At 52.0% G+C, this 17,713-nt stretch carries 16 protein-coding genes; 6 read left to right on the top strand and 10 right to left on the bottom strand.

Translation table 11 applies throughout. From position 1 onward, the window contains the following. Nucleotides 1–90: 90 nt before the first annotated feature. Nucleotides 91–354: a hypothetical protein gene (locus HZS52_RS05560; protein WP_190374306.1), complete on the top strand. Its 264-nt coding sequence runs from the start codon at nt 91–93 to the stop codon at nt 352–354. 61 nt (nt 355–415) lie between these two features. After that, the gene (locus HZS52_RS05555; protein ID WP_190374305.1) at nt 416–2,554 is read left to right on the top strand and encodes a methyl-accepting chemotaxis protein; all 2,139 of its coding nucleotides are present in this window, start codon (nt 416–418) and stop codon (nt 2,552–2,554) included. Between the two features lie 630 nt (nt 2,555–3,184). Here HZS52_RS05555 and HZS52_RS05550 read toward each other — a convergent pair. Next, nucleotides 3,185–4,519 carry an alginate export family protein gene (locus tag HZS52_RS05550; protein WP_190374304.1) on the bottom strand — a complete coding sequence of 445 codons (1,335 nt, stop codon included), beginning with the start codon at nt 4,517–4,519 and terminating at the stop codon, nt 3,185–3,187. A 400-nt stretch (nt 4,520–4,919) separates the two neighbouring features. Here HZS52_RS05550 and feaR point away from each other — a divergent pair, with 400 nt between their 5' ends. From feaR to HZS52_RS05530, 4 genes are all read left to right on the top strand, one after another. Next, nucleotides 4,920–5,846 carry a transcriptional regulator FeaR gene (gene feaR, locus HZS52_RS05545; RefSeq protein WP_190374303.1) on the top strand — a complete coding sequence of 309 codons (927 nt, stop codon included), beginning with the start codon at nt 4,920–4,922 and terminating at the stop codon, nt 5,844–5,846. 642 nt (nt 5,847–6,488) lie between these two features. Next, nucleotides 6,489–7,625: an ornithine cyclodeaminase family protein gene (locus tag HZS52_RS05540; protein ID WP_190374302.1), complete on the top strand. Its 1,137-nt coding sequence runs from the start codon at nt 6,489–6,491 to the stop codon at nt 7,623–7,625. 72 nt (nt 7,626–7,697) lie between these two features. After that, on the top strand, nt 7,698–8,123 hold the full coding sequence (locus HZS52_RS05535) for a RidA family protein (protein WP_190374301.1): 426 nt from the start codon (nt 7,698–7,700) through the stop codon (nt 8,121–8,123). A gap of 85 nt (nt 8,124–8,208) precedes the next feature. Beyond that, nucleotides 8,209–9,504 carry an NAD(P)/FAD-dependent oxidoreductase gene (locus HZS52_RS05530; protein ID WP_190374300.1) on the top strand — a complete coding sequence of 432 codons (1,296 nt, stop codon included), beginning with the start codon at nt 8,209–8,211 and terminating at the stop codon, nt 9,502–9,504. 280 nt (nt 9,505–9,784) lie between these two features. Here the strand turns inward: HZS52_RS05530 and HZS52_RS05525 are convergent, their stop codons facing one another. The 9 genes from HZS52_RS05525 to HZS52_RS05485 all read right to left on the bottom strand — a co-directional run bounded on the left by HZS52_RS05525 (nt 9,785) and on the right by HZS52_RS05485 (nt 17,705). Next, a complete protein-coding gene (locus HZS52_RS05525; RefSeq protein WP_141440322.1) occupies nt 9,785–10,663 on the bottom strand; it encodes an intradiol ring-cleavage dioxygenase in 879 nt (292 codons plus the stop codon). A gap of 44 nt (nt 10,664–10,707) precedes the next feature. Next, nucleotides 10,708–11,766 carry a maleylacetate reductase gene (locus tag HZS52_RS05520; protein ID WP_141440321.1) on the bottom strand — a complete coding sequence of 353 codons (1,059 nt, stop codon included), beginning with the start codon at nt 11,764–11,766 and terminating at the stop codon, nt 10,708–10,710. A gap of 92 nt (nt 11,767–11,858) precedes the next feature. Next, a complete protein-coding gene (locus HZS52_RS05515; RefSeq protein ID WP_190374299.1) occupies nt 11,859–12,425 on the bottom strand; it encodes a nuclear transport factor 2 family protein in 567 nt (188 codons plus the stop codon). A 104-nt stretch (nt 12,426–12,529) separates the two neighbouring features. Further along, nucleotides 12,530–13,459 carry a flavin reductase gene (locus tag HZS52_RS05510; protein ID WP_141440319.1) on the bottom strand — a complete coding sequence of 310 codons (930 nt, stop codon included), beginning with the start codon at nt 13,457–13,459 and terminating at the stop codon, nt 12,530–12,532. Nucleotides 13,460–13,491: 32 nt separating this feature from the next. Next, nucleotides 13,492–13,683 carry a 2-hydroxymuconate tautomerase gene (locus HZS52_RS05505; RefSeq protein ID WP_088700097.1) on the bottom strand — a complete coding sequence of 64 codons (192 nt, stop codon included), beginning with the start codon at nt 13,681–13,683 and terminating at the stop codon, nt 13,492–13,494. A 43-nt stretch (nt 13,684–13,726) separates the two neighbouring features. Further along, the gene (locus HZS52_RS05500) at nt 13,727–14,755 is read right to left on the bottom strand and encodes a TRAP transporter substrate-binding protein (protein ID WP_159177758.1); all 1,029 of its coding nucleotides are present in this window, start codon (nt 14,753–14,755) and stop codon (nt 13,727–13,729) included. Between the two features lie 102 nt (nt 14,756–14,857). Next, nucleotides 14,858–16,183, bottom strand: a complete 1,326-nt coding sequence (locus HZS52_RS05495; RefSeq protein WP_141440317.1) for a TRAP transporter large permease — start codon at nt 16,181–16,183, stop codon at nt 14,858–14,860. Beyond that, nucleotides 16,176–16,724 carry a TRAP transporter small permease subunit gene (locus HZS52_RS05490; RefSeq protein WP_190374298.1) on the bottom strand — a complete coding sequence of 183 codons (549 nt, stop codon included), beginning with the start codon at nt 16,722–16,724 and terminating at the stop codon, nt 16,176–16,178. The genes HZS52_RS05495 and HZS52_RS05490 overlap by 8 nt, the downstream gene beginning before the upstream one ends. Before the next feature lie 24 nt (nt 16,725–16,748). After that, nucleotides 16,749–17,705 (bottom strand): PDR/VanB family oxidoreductase, encoded by a 957-nt coding sequence (locus HZS52_RS05485; RefSeq protein WP_041157360.1) that lies wholly within the window; start codon nt 17,703–17,705, stop codon nt 16,749–16,751. Nucleotides 17,706–17,713: the final 8 nt, after the last annotated feature.

Here is a 17,713-nt window from a genome sequence, read left to right as displayed (position 1 = left end):
ATTTGTCAGTATCTGTCAAGTTTTTAAGATAACTGTATGTTCTGATAAGTAAGACGAGTTCGAACACACAAAAATCTTAGAGGCATAACAATGTATACCAAAACTTCTCCTCCATTTAGCGTAACTTTCTCTGAAATATTGCTTCTTTTAACTTCACTATATTCGCTAACTGCGAAGTCTTATGAAATTTATAAAGAGAATGGCCTGTCAATCGATGCTGATATCGAGGCAGCTCTAGGGACTTACAATAGCCAGGACAGCTATTCCCAGTCCGGTACCCTGGACGAAGATGAGCAAAGTTGGCAGGAAGACTATGTCAAAGATGGCATGACATGTTTAGAAATTATTATTTAATTTATAAAGCTTTAAGCCATCTGCTGGAAAAGTCTAATATAAACCTTGAGAGGTAATAGTCATGCACTTCCGGTCGCTGCGAATCTTCGTTACTGTGCTGGTCGGGGCCTGCTTGGCAGTCGCGGTTCTGATACTCACCGTCTATGCAGTAGTTACCAACTCACAAGCCCAGGAGCGGTCTAGCCACATTACGGAGCAGATGATTCAAGAAGGTGCCAGACATCGGCTCTACGCAGAGGCCGCTTATCAGGCAGAAAAGATACAACTGCAACTAGGACAGGCATTGGGAGTTGCCAAGAGCCTGGCAAACGTCAATACCCTCATGGGTATGGAGTCCGGTCAGGGAGTCTCGCAACTCGATCTCAATCGGCAGGAGGTCATGAACGTCATTCGCCAATTCATGGCCACGAATCCTGAGATCACAGATGCCTATATTGGCTGGGAGCCCAACGCCTTTGGATCAGATGCCCCTTTTGCAGGCGCCAGTGTCCCGGGCCACAGTCCTGATGGTCGATTCATGCCACTCTGGTATCGCGACGAGAATGACTCACTCCAAGTGATCCCTCAGGGCGCTGACATTATCGAAAGTGATACCCTGCAGCCCAATGGCCTGCGCCAGGGTGAATACTACCTGTGCCCAAAGGAAACACTGGCGCCCTGCATTACCGATCCGGCGGCTTACGAAGTCGAAAATAAAACCGTCATGCTGACCTCCTTCAATGCACCAATCGTCGTTAATGGGGAGTTCATGGGAAGCGCCGGTGTCGACCTGTCCGTTGACTCCCTCCAAGCCACATTGGGCGAGGCCAACAGAGCTCTCTATGACGGGGCTGGGGAAATGGCGCTGATCGCTTCACGGGGCGGTGTAGTCGCCTACACCCAGGAAGCAGTGGCACTGGGTGAACCGATGGCGAAGACACTGCAACCCGCTCTGCAGGAGCGTGTTACCCAGGCCCAGCAGGGAAATATAGTCTTCGAAACAGATTCCCGACAGGGCATGGTCGAGCTCTATTGGCCGTTCACCATAGCTGGGGTCGGCAAGCCTTGGGTGCTAATGATTCGCCTACCTGAAAGTGCTGTGCTCGCGGGACTGCATGGTCTGCAAGAGCAGATGCAATCCCAGCGTCAAGCCGACATGCTGGGCATGTCCCTTATGGGTCTTATCATTGCCGGATTGGGACTGCTGGCGGCTTGGTGGGTAGGTGGTAGCATTGCTCGCCCGCTACGCCAATTGGCTGAGCGTATGCGTGATATTGCCAGTGGAAATGGTGACCTGACAAAGCGTTTGCCGGTGCATGGGCGTAACGAGAGTGCCACGCTGGCCATACAGTTCAATGCGTTCGCCGACAAGATAAACAATGTATTACTCGATGTCCGTGAGAGCAGTGACTCAGTGCGGGTTGCAGCCAGTGAGATTGCGATGGGCAGCCAAGATCTGTCGTCACGTACCGAGACGGCAGCCACCCATTTGCAGGAGACCTCCGCGTCGATGGAGCAGCTTACCAGCACTGTCGAGCATACGGCGGCGTCCTCGCGGGAGGCCAACCAGCTATCCTTGTCAGCTTCCGAAGTCGCCTCTCAGGGTGGTGAGGTGGTTTCCCGGGTAGTGCATACTATGGATGAAATTGATGCATCGTCCCGGCAGATCGCCGAGATCGTTTCGGTGATGGACGGCATCGCCTTTCAGACTAACCTGCTGGCGCTTAACGCTTCGGTAGAGGCGGCACGCGCTGGCGAACAGGGCCGTGGCTTTGCGGTGGTTGCTGGCGAGGTGCGCCAGTTGGCTAGCCGCAGCGCCCAGGCCGCACGTCAGATCAAGGAGTTGATCGGAACGTCTACAACCCGGATCCAGGCCGGTGCTGAGTTGGTGCAGGCTGCCGGAAAAACCATGGATGAGATCGTCGCCAGCGTGGCGCGGGTCACCGGCGTACTCGGTGAGATCAGTGCGGCCACCAAGGAGCAAAGCCAGGGCATCGGCCAGGTCAACCAGGCAGTCGCTGAACTGGATCACATGACCCAGCAGAACGCGGCGATGGTTGAGGAGTCCTCGGCGGCAGCTGACCGGCTAAAGGAGCAGTCGCTGCGTCTGAGCGAGGTGGTAGGTGCGTTTTTCCTGATGGAACGTGACGCTCCCGGTAGAGAAACCACTCCTGCAGAAAGACTCTCGCAACAACCTGGACAGCTGATGCTCGATGAGTAAACGTAAGTAGAAGATCGAGCCCATTCCATTTAACGAATCGTGTATTGATCAGCAAGAGGTCGCGTGCGACTCGACGCCAGCGCTGGCCCCATGGGCGGAGTTTAGACCGTGGTGCCGGTGCGATTTATCAGCCGCTGCAGGTTGACTCAACTGGTTTCTCTCAGCCCTTTGTGAGGCCTCTAACTAGCAAAGCGGGCGATACGCTCTATGAATGCATATAGCAATTCATTGACCACTACTCGCAGAAAGCCGAGCTAGGGCCAGCATTGGTGGCTAAGCAATTTCATATTTCTACGCGCCAACTTTACCGCCTTTTCGAACAACACATGAGCCGGTTTGTCGTTACAGATACTTGAGCATCGTGCTGCAGTTATTCTATGAATTCAGGCTGAAGAACTGGCTACTCAGCAGGAAACCGACCAACCCACCACGCAGATTGCCTCGCAAATGGGAGTTCGCGGATCCAACCCATTTCAGCCACTCTTTCAAGCACCATTTGCATAACTCGCCACATCAGGTTAGCCGCAATGCACTAACGCAAATAACTGGAAAGAGAACGCCCACTCATTGCAATGAGCAGGCGTAGTGGAGGTTGCTGCAGTAAGCAATATCAAAGTTTTGTTTCGTGCCTCAAAAATTAAATCCAACCAAAAGCTGTGTGTACAGATTGGCACTATCGCTGCCGAGCTGAGTACCACCGCTAGTGGCTGAGGCATCCGGGGTATAATGTCCGATCAGCGGCATTACCCACCAGTGTTCACTAGGCGCCCAAAAAGCATATAAGTCGAGTTCCTGCCCACCGGTATTAGGCCCGGCGTCATCTGACAAAGAGGTAAAGTCATACCACATCGCGCCGAAGCTCAGCGTTTCGAAAGGCGACAACGATGCGTTCAACTGATGAACCCGCGTATTAGTATTAAACGGGCCGCCGTAATTAGCGGCCACTTCTCCCTGGAACCAAGTACCTAACGCACGTCCATTGCCGTAAAAAAGCGGATCATATTGATCCGAGAAACGGCTGAAACGGTAGCTAACACTGGGTGTCCATGCCGCGTCTGAAAACGTCCAGCCAGCTTCTAGGTACCACGCGTTTTCGTCACCCGCACTGCCATTTTTTTGCAGCGCGTATTCGCCAGAGAGAAACAGGTTTTCGACACCGGCATTGCCTTGCCCCCGCACGCTATAGACCTTAACGTTTTCCCGGTCAGGGTAGAGGAAAGCATAGTCGTCGTCCGTATTGAGTACATCAATATAGGAGATGCCAAGCGTACCGTTATCGGTTACACGCTCAAGGTTAGCAACGGCCAGTTCTGACTTGGCCTGTGCAGGGTTGCCTGATGCTAGCCACATTACATCCCCACGCCAGCCTTGCTCTCCCCCCAGCTTCAGCACAGCTGTGTTTTCAAACGACTGGCGTCCTGCTAAATAGTAAGCGCCTCCGCGGTCAAGATCGCCCCCTAACACCCCTTCGCCAAAGTTGAGTGCATCGCCTGAGATCAAAAACCCATCGCCGAGCTGGATACGCTGACGCCCCAGAGAAAAATCGATGCCGTCTATCCCCAAGGCAGGCAAAGCATTGCCCGATTTCCAGCCGGCGTATAAATTTTCCAGACGGGTTTTACGCTCATCGCCGGTCGTATAGCCTGCCGCGTCGCCTTGGCCGGTAGTCGCGCTGGATACCCAGGCTACGTTGGCATAAAATGAGCTTTCCCCTAGCGCATGCGTAGCATCCAGTCCAAATTTGGCAAACCCTTCCTGCCAGCCCCTCCCACCGGGCGCACTGGTTTCGCTCTGGGCGTATCCTTCCTGGCTATGAAAGGCCCCCAGCACTACCTCAATGTTGGCACCAATCTGGGTGTCAGTATTACTAAATATTTCAGCTGCTTGCGCACTGCTAAGTGACGCTGCAATTACGCCACTGGTAACAGCAGCAACAGGTAAAAAAGCGGAGTAGCATAATTTCATATTGAAGAGCCCCTTGTTATTTTGTCTTACCCCTTTAATTTCTGGGCAGTCCATCAAGGGTATTCAGTCGTGGTGCGCACATCTTGTCTTTGTTTGACGAAAATATGGATTTCCCTGCCGTTTTGACAGCTGATACTTCGTCATTCCCTATCTATCAGCGCATCGGAAATACCTGCTTGCCGAGCTATTTCAGCAGCGCCTCTTTGCGCTCTGGGGAATATAGCGGACATTACAGTACTCAAATCGGCCCCGGGAGATAGTTAGGGTAGAGCCATGAGGAACTACTTCGCTTCTTCGGTATTTTTCTGATACAAATAATACATGAATATTCATGCAATCATCCGCTTCAACCGCAGGCATGGGTTTTAGTACAAGAACATCCTAAAAAAGGAGATCTGCTGTGAATGTGCAAACTGCTTATGATTTCGATAGATGGAATGATGCTATGCAAGCCGTCTGCGGACGTTTTGTAACCCAGCGCGCAAACTGTCCCGAACATTTTGTTGGCAATATTCAACGCTATGACTTGGGTGGTCTCACACTAGCGGACATACGTGTGAACGCTGGCTCAATCCGTCGAGAACGTGGAGTTGCGACACGGGGAGATGATCGCTTCTATTTCCTTGTCCTACAGCGCCAAGGCAATATGGTAATACTTAACAATAATCACTCCTTTACTCTACAGCCAAATGACATGGCTTTGCTTGATTCAGCTCAGGCGTTTGAGATGAAGCCACAGGGGTTAATCAATCAATTGTCGATCCATCTTTGCCGTGACGCTGTTGATCGACTTTTACCTGCCGGTACCTGCCGCTTTGGTAAGCTCGAACAGGCCAGCCTTAGCAGACGACTGTTATATGGAATGTTTCAGCAGATTAGCAAGGATCACATAGCCCTGAGCGAAGGCAAGCAACATGGTGAAGCGCTACAGGATGCCTTGATCAGTCTATTGCAGCCCTGCTTGCACGTTGAAGACGCTATCAAAACGGGGAGCCCGTTGCGGCGTCTCGCCGAGCAAATGATCAATGAAGCATTGATGGAGCCACCTACGCCGGATGAATTGGCTGCCCGCCTGAACGTATCAGTGCGTCATCTCTATCGTCAATTCGAAATGAACGGTGAAAGCATATGCCGTTATATTAATCGTCAGCGCTTGCAGTGTTGCGCCCGCGAACTGACCCAAACTGGTAACGGCCGCCTACCGATCACAACCATAGCCTACAATTGGGGCTTTGCTGACTCAGCGCACTTTTCCCGTGTGTTCAAACGACACTACGGTATGCCTCCAAGGGATTATCGTGCTCAATACCAAAAAATCGCCGATTAAAGGATTTTGATAACGTCTCACTCTTTAATCTATAAGGTAGATTCGGGTCTGCTGGCCTTCGTATATTGTTCTTCAATATGCTGGCCTTGCAAACCAATAAAGCAGAGGCCCTCGTTGCCGGGATGAGTCGATGAACGATCATACAGCCAACGGAATCGGCTTCTATCGCGATGTAGTCAAACGCTTACTGCACATCCTATCTCATAAAATTAGCATCTATTAATACACAATTTTCTATTATCAAGGAGAACGTTAAGCAATCACCAGAAACTTAATTGTCATTTTTTATCTAGCCCCTTTGGATCAGCATGACACTTAGTTTTTTCCTATTTTTACAAAAGCTTAAAAACAATCTCTTTAACATTGTTACGTTATCAAAAATACTGACAGGCGCTCCAAAACCTAAGAGAGATGAATATTAGGGAAAAGTTAAAATAAAGATTTATCGTTCCTTCCTCATTAGCAGTAACAAGTTGCCGATTTGTGCTAACGCTGCCGACTTATGAGACGTAGTTTTATTCAACAGCGTGTCGGAAACCACGCTCAAAAACACTTATGGGTGACGTATTTCACAGCACAATATATTGAGGTAGCTGCTGTTTTAAGCCCCTGAGGAAAACAATGACGATACCGAGGTCTACAATGAAAAATAACACACAAATCGACTTTATTTACCTTTCCGAGCAAGACATGATACGCGCCGGTGTGACTGATATGCCCGCTTGCGTGGATGCGATGGAAGAGGTGTTCAGCCTGCTCCACCAGGGTGATTACCGTATGGCAGGCCCCAATAACGACTCGCACGGCGCGATGATCATGTTTCCTGAGGAGTCACCATTTCCCACGATGCCCAAGCCAACAGCAGACCGCCGCATGATGGCAATGCCTGCTTATTTAGGTGGTAGCTTTCGCACCTCCGGGGTCAAATGGTATGGGTCTAACATCGCCAATAGAGAGAAGGGGCTACCACGCTCTATTCTTACCTTCACGTTAAGTGATGCTGATACCGGCGCACCTCTAGCTTTTATGTCGGCCAACCTGCTATCCGCTTATAGAACCGGCGCCGTACCTGGCGTAGGTGCCCGGCATTTGGCACGCAAGGACTCCAAAGTCATTGGCTTACTAGGCCCAGGTGTGATGGGAAAAACATCTGTCTCTGCCTTTATGGCAGTTTGTCCCTCTATCGATACGATCAAGGTGAAAGGGCGCGGGCAAAAAAGTCTCGACAATTTCATCCAATGGGTTAAAGACAGCTATCCGCAAATCACTAATATTCAGGTAGTCGATAGTATTGAAGCCGTGGTACGCGACTCCGATATCGTCACCTACTGCAACTCTGGTGAAGTGGGTGATCCTTCAACCTACCCCCTCGTCAAACGAGAGTGGGTCAAACCCGGCGCTTTTCTCTCCATGCCAGCGTTATGCAACCTGGATGAAGGGATGGAGAAAGAGGCACGTAAAGTCCTCGACAATACTGGACTTTATCAGGCCTGGTACGAAGAAGTGCCCAAGCCAGCCCACCACTATATACCAGTGATTGGGGTTCGCTTTATGGACATGATTGCCGAGGGGAAAATTACTCTCGACCAGTTGGAAGACCTAGGCGAAATCGTGACGGGCGAAGCGCCAGGGCGAAAAAATGATGACGAGATCATCTTGCTATCCGTTGGGGGGATGCCAGTGGAAGATGTGGCATGGGCAACGTATGTCTACCGTAATGCTATCGAAAAAGGTATCGGCGTCTCGCTAAACCTGTGGGAAACCCCCGTGTTGAGCTGATATCAGCCACAGGCATCTTTTAGTACGTCGAACGATTGATCACTAAATAGTTCAGGATAGTAGGATAAAACGATGGCTCACATAGTAAAAGTCAAGACAGGCTCAACGTTTGAAGAGCGTGCCAGCTATTCAAGATTAGTCGCGGTTGATAACTGGATTTTTGTTTCCAATACGGCTGGCCGCCACCCAGAAACAAAAGAGATCCCGGAAGATGTTGTCGAGCAAACACATCAAGTGTTTGCCAATATTGAAACCGCCCTATCGTCAATCGATGCGTCACTGGCGGACGTCGTTATGTCACGCGTGTTTATCCAGGATCCGCAAGATGTACCGACTGTTATGGAAATTATCGGGCAAAAATTTAAAGGCGTTGATCCAGCCTCCACGGTAACGTGCCCCCCCCTGGGTTCAACCGTTTATAAAGTCGAGCTCGAAGTCACTGCTTATAAAGGGGCTTCGCAAACAACAGCAGACGTGATCAATACGGCTGCAAAATAAGCGATTACTTATCCTGCTAGTGCGGCCTCCCTGGGAGTCCGCACCTTCTAGTAGGCTAAAGCACACTCCTAAGGACACCGACTTTATGGCTCCGTCAATAATCCCCGTCGAGACATCACAACATCTGCCTGTTTCGACAACTGTTGTCATCATTGGCGGCGGTATTATCGGGCTCACCGCCGCTCTGACCTTGGCAGAGCGCAACATTCCCGTCGTCGTACTTGAAAAAGGCCGAATTGCTTGCGAGCAGTCATCGCGCAATCTCGGCTGGATTCGCAAGACGAGCCGCCATGAAGAAGATATTCCGCTAGCCCAGGCCGCTGACCGCCTATGGGCAGAGATGCCTGAGCGTGTCGGTAGTGACGTCGGGTATCGACAGTCAGGCATTATGTTTGTGGCCCGTACAGACACCCAGATGTCAGTCTATGAAAACTGGTTAAACGCTGTTCAGCATCTTTCATTGGACTCCCAACTGCTTAGTCCTCGTGAGATCAGCGATATGGTACCTGGTAACCGTAGCGACTGGGCTGGTGGAATCTTCACCCCTTCAGATGGGCGCGCAGAACCGACGCTCGCCTCCAGCGCGATTGCTAAAGCCGCTATCGCCAAAGGAGCCGTTATTGTTGAAAATTGCGCAGTGCGCACATTATCGACATCCCAAGGCAAGGTCGACGGTGTGGTTACCGAAAAAGGCGAAATTCGCTGCGATCAGGTACTTTTAGCGGGGGGCATGTGGTCACGGCGTTTCTTGGGCAATCACGGCGTATCTCTGCCTACGCTTCCTCTCATTAGCTCTGTTCTGCGCACAAAGCCCATGGAAGGCCCCACTGATATTGCAGTCGGTGCGCCCGATTTTTCATTTCGTAAGCATCGGGACGGTGGCTTTATTATCACTCAGCGAGGTGCTTTGGATGCACCGCTAACGCTGGATCATTTACGGGTCGGTATGCACTACATGAAGTCGCTACGTGCCCAGCGTAACCTTCTACGAATAGGACTCAACAAGCATTTTTTCAAAGATTTAGCGCTGCCACGCCGCTGGTCCGCCACCCAACGCTCACCCTTTGAACGCGTGCGGACGATAGACCCAGCCGCAAACCAAACTCTCAACAACGAGGCGTTAAACAACCTGAAAGCAGCATGGCCAGCGTTCGAGCAAGCCGAAATCGAACAAACGTGGGCAGGCATGATCGATATTACACCGGATTCCAACCCGGTGATCGGTTCGGTGGACAAGCTTCCAGGGCTAACGGTGGCGACTGGGTTTTCCGGTCATGGGTTTGGTACCTCGCCAGCCGCCGGTGAATTAGCAGCCGACCTTCTCTCTGGCAACCCACCGGTCATAGACCCAATGCCCTATCGGTTTGATCGATTTTCATAATTTTGATTACATTTAACCAGAGGCCGCGCGCTGACAAATCTCGGATGGCAGCTCCCTAAAAAAGCAGGCGTATTCACGGGTAAAATAGCTGTGGTGGAAAAAACTGACTTGCCATTCGCTTTACAGGGCTTCGCAATAAAGACCTGTGTATTGCATTAAGCCGTAAGGCACGAAGATCATGCACTGGTGGCTGCGCTGGGCGGTCTCAAGCTCCAAGCGCAAAACTATTGTAAGTTCTGAGTGCCAGGTACTACTTTCTTTAGTATGTCAGCGAACACCTCTAGGTGTTGCTGCGTTCAGTGTCTCTTTTGGTCGCTTTCTCAACTATAAAAAAGTCAAAACTAGCCTTCCACATTACGCCTTCTTCACTGCAGGGTAAGTAGTCGATTATTAAAGAGTCCTTCACTCCAAAAACAGCATCCGATATAAGATAAGGATCTCCGGAGACGAATGTATGTGTAACGATGCGTTCGTAGCGGCTATGGTTAAGCATGAAATGCATGTGGGCAGGACGCCAGGGGTGACGTCCGAGCAATGTCAGCATCTGTCCCACTGGGCCATCGTCCGGAATGGGATAAGGCACAGGTTTGATACCAGTGAACCAATAGCGACCATCGGAACCGGTAATGAATACTCCGCGATTATTCCAGGTCGGCTGCTCTCCCGGTTGCTGGACATCGTAAAAGCCCTCGCTGTTGTCTGACCACACGTCGATTCGCACACCTTCGACAGGGTTACCGTCCAGATCAAGCACGCGGCCCTCGTAGAGACAGGTTTCTCCCTTACCGTCCAGGGAGATATTGGCACCCATTTCAAGTACTGGGGCACCATCCACATGGAAGGGGCCGAAAACCGTGTTCTCAGTAGCACCAGGGGGGCGGCGGTGCTGGATCGCATCTACCAACATCGAGACGCCTAGCGTATCAGAGAGCAAGATGAACTCCTGGCGTTTGTCATCGCATATCTGACCGGTATGGGTAAGAAATTCAATAGCTGCTTCCCACTCCTCCTGGGTGAGTTCGACATCTTTGACGAAGCTATGTAGGTGTTTGATCAGTGAGGCCATGACCGCTTGCAAGCGCGGAGCGGTCTCTTTACTCATGCGACCGTTAACTGCCTCGATGGAGTTTTCTTCAGTGAAATAACCTATTCTGGTCATACTGTTTTCCTTGCTGGGGCCTCGCTTTGACAAGCCCTGATTGATCATTCGGGGCGGGCACCGCTCCAGGCATACTGTAACAACTCACGTACCGCTTCTTGCTCGACAGGCTGAGGGTTCCAGTAGGGACTCTTCATCGCCAGGCCAGCAGCCAGATCCAGTTCGGCCTCGGTCAACCCTAGTTCCTTGAGCGCCAGGGGGGCACCTAGGGATCTGGCAAAGTCGTAAAGCCCTCCACCCAACTCACCACCAAATAGCTCGGCAACGGGTGTGAGTACATCCTTTGCAGCCCGAGCGTTGTAGGCCACAGTATGAGCTAGCATGATGGCATGGGTTTCGGCGTGGGGCAGATTGAAGCTCCCGCCCAAGGTATGACACAGCTTGTGATGCAGAGCCATACCAACCGTGCCCAGCACGGTACCGCATAACCAGGAACCGTAGAGAGCTTTACTGCGAGCTTCCACGTTTTCTGGCCGCTCAACGATTACGGGCAGAGCTTCCTTAAGGCTGAGAATACCCTCCATAGCCATCAACGTGGTGATAGGGTTGCGATCTTTGGCATACAGGCCCTCCACAGCGTGGGCCATGGCGTTTAGGCCGCTGGTCACGCTCATCGATACCGGCAGCCCTAGGGTCAACTCGGCGTCGTAGATCACTACTTCAGGCAGAATTGATGCATCCTTAACGGTAGTCTTCACACCGTTCTCTGTCTGCCCCAGTATCGGAGTAACCTCCGATCCAGCGTAAGTCGTGGCTACGACAACTTGAGGCGCATTATTACGATAAGCAATCGCCTTTCCTAGACCAATAGTGGAGCCCCCCCCTAGAGCGACCACACAGTCAGCTTTCACTGCGGCAAAGGCTGCCATTGCTTGCTCAGTCACCTCTACAGGAGTATGCATAGCCGCTTCGCTAAAGACGCCAGCTCCAAGTTCTCCCAACTGATGACTAAGGCGCTCGGCATCCTCCCGCTGAAAGGGAGTCGACAGTACCAGCGCTCGGGTACACTCCAGCCGGCGCACCTCATCAGCAATTTGCTCCAAACTGCCAGGACCGAAAACAATACGTGCAGGATTGGTAGAATATAAAAAAGAATATGGCATGCTCTTACCTAGACTGTTTAGAGAATGCAGTGGGCTCAAGGTATAGTAATAATGAGCCCACAAAGCTTTTAATAACCTTAAAAGTTATATAGTCAGGGTTTGAGCAACATTGATTGAGAAGGAAAGTCAGACGCCCAACCTTCCTTAAGAGGTGCAACAAACACATTCTCTGTACGTGTCCTAGTAATTCTCCATTTACCATCAGACTCTTTGCGAAAACCATTATTCAATCTTGATGAGCGAAGCAGTGCCTTACCATCAGAGAATATCCAGGGTTGGCAGTGCACCCATTGGCCTTCCGCTGTATCACCAGTCACATGAATTTGCTCTGATGTCAGATAGTGAATGTTTAGCAAGAGCTTAGGGTCTTGGTCTTTTTTCCAAAATCCTTCGAAATGCTTACGGATAGCAGCAGCCCCTTCTGCGCGACCAAATTGATTATCGTAATATTCTCCAACGCCTTCCCATACAGCGTCCTCTGTATACAAATCCATAATCAAATCAATTCGCTCATCATCACTTTGCACGCCATACTCGGGAATCGGCGTGTCACATAAAAACATATAACGTGCTTGAATACGGCGAATTTCAGCTTCTGCTTCGAGTACTTCGATACGTGATACCAAGGCTTTCAGTTCGTTATCAGATACCTGTGTCATTTTAAACTCCAAGTTTTTGCGGCGCGAAAAACACGCCATCTGTCTTATAATTAGTCTTAAGAAAGTAGTGCTTTCTCAAGCCTACTTGCCAATGAATTCAATGTTTAAGCAGTAGTACCAAGGCGTTCGATTACTCGCCCTAGCCCTGATTTGATTGTGCTTATCTCGGTTGGCTCTAAACTTTCGAAGAGACGCTGCTCGTAGTCATCTGCCATAGCCAATAAGCGCAGCGCTAACGTCTCTCCCGCTTCGCTGAGCAGGACACTTCCATCGTTTGCTAGAACCACTAGCGCACGCTCTTGTAGCCCATTCAATGTATCGTTGAGATCCGCAATAGGCTGGGCCACAGACCGGGCCAAATCTTCGACCCCTAGAACACCACGATCCGCCAGTAAGGTCAGTACTCGCCATTCATTGTCATTGACTCCGAGGCTGGCGAGCCGAGGATAGAAATCGCCGCGATAGGCGGCGAGGGCTTCGCGCATCAGGTAGAGCAAATGCTTACCCAAACGACCATTCAAGGAACTCTGTTCATTCACAGGTAGCAACATGGGATGCGGTTCAGGCACCGCATAACGGCCATTGTGGAACACGAGCGCGCTGCCCGCGTCCCGATAAGCATAACGCACCACTTCACCAACAATAATAAGGTGATCCCCACCCTCATAGACGTTCCAGGTACGGCACTCAAAATGGGCCGCCGCATCCGTTATCTTGGCGGCTCCACCAACCCCCTCCTCAAAGGTGATATTGGCAAACTTATCCTCGCCACGGCTTGCAAAACGATTTGAGATATCGACTTGGGCATTGCTCAGCACATTGACAACGAAATGCTCAGCAACTTGATACGTAGCGAGGCTGTGAGCCCCTTTATCTATGCTCCACAGGATCAACGGCGGATCCATCGACACCGCATTGAAGCTACTCGCGGTGACGCCAAAATTTTCACCGCTGGCGTTGCGGGTAGTTACCACCGTGACGCCAGTAGCAAACTTGCCTAGGGCGCGGCGGAAATCTCTTGCGTCAAAGTTCATTTTTCATTCTCCAGCGTGCTTGTTGTTATAAATCAGCGCCCTAGCTTCTCGCCGGTGACGCCACCAATTCCATACTCGCTCTTGGGTACCTCACTAATAATTACCCGAACATTCTCTTTGGGCGCACTCAGCGAAGAAACCACAGCATCCGTGACTTCGCTGATCAGTGATTCCTTCTGCTGCTGTGTCCGGCCTGACATCATGTAAACGTGAACGGTAGGCATCGCAATCCTCATTATCCGTATTTGAGCGGTTGGCTCGGGGTGGTTAAAAAGCGGTTAGCTCGCGGTACTCGTCATAGCGCTCGCTAAAGTTTTGATACGACTCAATGACGTCGGCAAAGTCGTTATCACGCTGAGCCGCTTCTTCCAGCACCTCCTCTGTGGCCAACTGCAAGGCAGCCAACACCTCTTCAGGGAAGCGTTCAGCGGTTACTCCAGCGCTGCGAAACTCTTCCAGGGCGGCGGATTGAGCCTGCATATCGTGGGCAAACATACGAATGCTCAAATCACTGCAGGCATTGCGCACGGCCAAGCGCTGGCTTTCTGCCAAGCCAGCCCACACGTCAGCGTTAACCAGCAGTTCATTGAGGCTGCCGGGCTGGTGCCAACCAGGGAAGTAGTAGTGCTTGGCAACTTCAAAGAAGCCCGCACTGGTATCAATGGTGGGAAAGCTGAGCTCAGCGGCACCAATGCGCCCCGTATCAAGCCCGAGAAACGTCTCGCCAGCAGGAATGGAAACTGGCGACACTCCCAAGCGACTAATCACCTCTCCACCCAGACCACTAATGCGCATGCTCATACCATTGAGGTCTTCAACACTGGTGATTTCCTCGGTGAACCATCCGCCCGCTTCAGAGATCATGCTGCCGCAGGGAATCGGTACGACATTATGGGGTGCGTACAGCGCCTCCCACAGTTCGAGACCGCCGCCGCCATATAGCCAGGACAGGTACTTAGGTACATCAGGGCCGAAGGGAATGCTTTGAAACAGCGCGGCAGCCGGAATCTGACCTGCCCAGTAGCTGGCGGCCGACCAACCTGCGTCCAGGCTGCCGTTACCGACGTTTTCCAGAATTTCGAAGGGGGGCGAAAAGGATCCGGCATCATAAGGAGTGAAGGTCAGCTCCCCGTTGGTCGCCGTGGAGACATCCTCGACAAAGCGATGTATTGAGGTATCAATGACCTCAAGACTGAAGGGAAAAGCGGATTGCAGGGTCAAATTCTGGGCCATCGCGGTGGAGGCGAGTAGCGACGCTCCAGTACCGATAATGGTGCTCTTCAAAGACAACGTCATGGTGTTAACTCCTGTTCTATTTGTTTAGTAAGTTCTATTTCCTAAGTTCCATTTCCTAAGTTCTGTGTCGTAAGTTCTGTGCGGTGATGGTTGATACAACGGCTACAGCATGAGCAGCCCCGGAAACAGCAGGATCAGTAGCAAGACGAACAGCTGGATGGCGATGAAGGGCAGTACGCCTCGATAAATATCCAGAGTGGCAACGCGATCACCCACGGCCCCTTTCAAATAGAAGAGCGATACGCCGAACGGGGGAGTGAGAAAGGAAGTTTGCAAATTGATAGCAAACAGAATGGCAAACCACACCAGCAGCGCTCCACCGGTAAGCCCATTCGACAGTTCCAGCTGGGTGATGATAGGCACAAAGATAGGCATCAGAATCAAGGATATTTCCAGCCAGTCCAGAAAGAACCCCAGCACGAAAACCAGCAATAGGATGAGGATTAACACGCTCCAGCTGCCTCCCCCCATCAGTCCCAAGCTGCTGCGAATTAAGCCATCACCGCCGACCCCTTTAAAAATTAGCGAGAAGCAGGTCGCCGTAATGACCAACATCATGATCATGGCAGTGGAGACAACGGTCTCTCTCGCCGCTGCCATTACCGATTCCACATCAATTTTCCGCATGACACCGGCAAACCCCAACACCGCCAGCACGCCCACACCGCTGGCCTCCGTAGGCGTCGCCACCCCATAGACGATGGTCCCCAGTACGATGGGGATCAGTACGAGGAAAGGGAATAACGCCAGCAGGTTGCGCCCAACGCCGCCACCTTGCTGCTCATCTGGGCGTTTGATATCCGTTAAAGGTGAATGCCGCTGCCCCCATGCAAGGGCAAGCGAATAGAGGGTGTAGAGCAGTAGCAACAAAGCACTCGGGATCAAGGCAGCCTTGAACAGATGGCCGACGGGTACCGACACCAGGCTGGATAGAATGATCAGCATAACGGAAGGCGGCATCAGAATGGCTAGCGTGCCCGAGGCTGAAATGAGCCCCGCCGACGCCGATGCTGAGTAGCCAGCATCGAGCATTCGAGGCAGCGCCAGTACCGCCAGCAGGACAACGGAAGCGCCAACAACACCAGTAGTTGCTGCCATCAACCCGCCGATGAACAGCACCGTCAGCGCGAGATGGCCAGGAAGCCTGCGCAGCAAGCGTTCACTGACGCGGAAAGCATCACGGGCCAAGCCGGTTCGCTCCAACAGCAACCCCATCATGATGAACATCGGGATGGCAACGTAGAGCCAGTTGCTCAGCGCGTTCGCATACACGCGCGTCAACATGAGATTTGAGAAGGCCAAGGGGAGATCTGAAAACAGCAGAAAAATGGCCGACACCCCACCCAACACCAGTGCCACCGGATAGCCCGACAAAATACCCGCGAATAGCAGCAACACCATGGAGAGAGGCAGCCAGAGTTCAAGCATGATCCGAGCTCCCTGATATAAATAACCAAGTTCGTTTCACTAACAGATATACCAGCACCGCCAAAAACAGGGTGATTCCGATAGGCAGGGTGGCCTTGATAACGTATATGTCCGTCAGCCCCCCATCTGTCGAGCGCTCACTGGTCAAGTAGGCGCGCTCGACAAATCGATAGGCGGGAAGAAGTAGCAACGCAAAGAAAGGAATACCGAACAGTGCATGCCCGACAATATCGATCGCATGCCGATAGCGTGCCGATAAACGGGAGTGGAACACATCAACCCTAACGTGCCGGTCCAGTAGTAAGACCGGGGCGATGGCCATCATGATGGCCACTGCAAAAAGCAGTACCTGTAACCCCATCAAAGAGTTGAACGTAATTGCTCCCCCCACCAGCCAATGGGGCGTTTCAAACGCAATGAGTTGCGACACTCCAAACAAATGCATCAACACCCCCACACCGATGACAAAGGCGATCAGTAACAGGCAGAGGCCACACAGGTTTAGAATCGGCTCACATAGTCTTGTTTTGACGGCATGCATGCGGTTTCCCTTTACGCTGGCGGATCAAAGGTCAATGACTAGGCGTGCGCTTTTAGCCCTGGAGCAGCACACGGCAATCTGGTCGTTATCTTCCTTTTCTTCTTCGCTGAGAAAGTGGTCACGGTGATCGGGAGTGCCCTCCAGCACCTCGCAGATACAGGTGCCACAAACCCCCTCTTCACAGGAAACATTGACCTTGACGCCCGCCGCCTTGAGCGCCTGGGCGATGGACATGCCCTCTTCCACCTGAACGGTGACGCCGCTGGCAACCGCCTCCACTTCAAATGCGGCGCCGCTGGTATCCACTTCTGCAGAGAAGTACTCTGAATGCACACGATTCTGCGGCCACTCCGCCTGACGGGCGGCATTAATCACCCAGTCCATAAAACCGGTGGGACCACATACATAGAGGTGGGTATGGGCGGGTTGTGACGCCAGCAACGTCTCTATTTCCAGCCTCTGGGAGGCCTCCCCATCATCGAAGTGCATTACTAACGCATCGCCAAAGGCAGACTCAAGCTCATCAATAAAAGCTGCCTTTTCACGCCCACGGCAGCAGTAATGCAACTCGAAGGAGCGTCCGGCATCGCGCAGCTCGTACGCCATGGCAATCATTGGCGTAATACCGATGCCACCGCCCACCAACAGGCTATGCGGTGCCGATCCATCCAGTGGGAATAGATTGCGTGGCACGCCAACTTTCACCTGGACACCTTCGTGTAGGCGTTCGTGTACTGCCTTGGATCCTCCCCTAGAGGCGGGGTCGAGCAGCACCCCGAGCCGATAACGGTGGCGCTCCCCTGGGGGATTACTCAGCGAGTATTGGCGCACCAGCCCTTCATCAAGGTGAATATCAATGTGGGCGCCTGCTTCAAAGGCAGGCAGATCAGCGCCACTCTCAGCAGCCAGATCGATCACTGCGATCTCATTGGTATGAATATCGCGGCGCACAACGTGCAGGGTCATGATGTCATCTTGCATTGTCATCT

Origin of the sequence: Vreelandella titanicae, from assembly GCF_014697095.1 — a bacterium.
GTDB classification, from domain to species: Bacteria; Pseudomonadota; Gammaproteobacteria; order Pseudomonadales; family Halomonadaceae; genus Vreelandella; species Vreelandella titanicae.
Note: the sequence above shows the minus strand (reverse complement) of the source record. Positions and strands in the feature narration are given on the sequence as shown.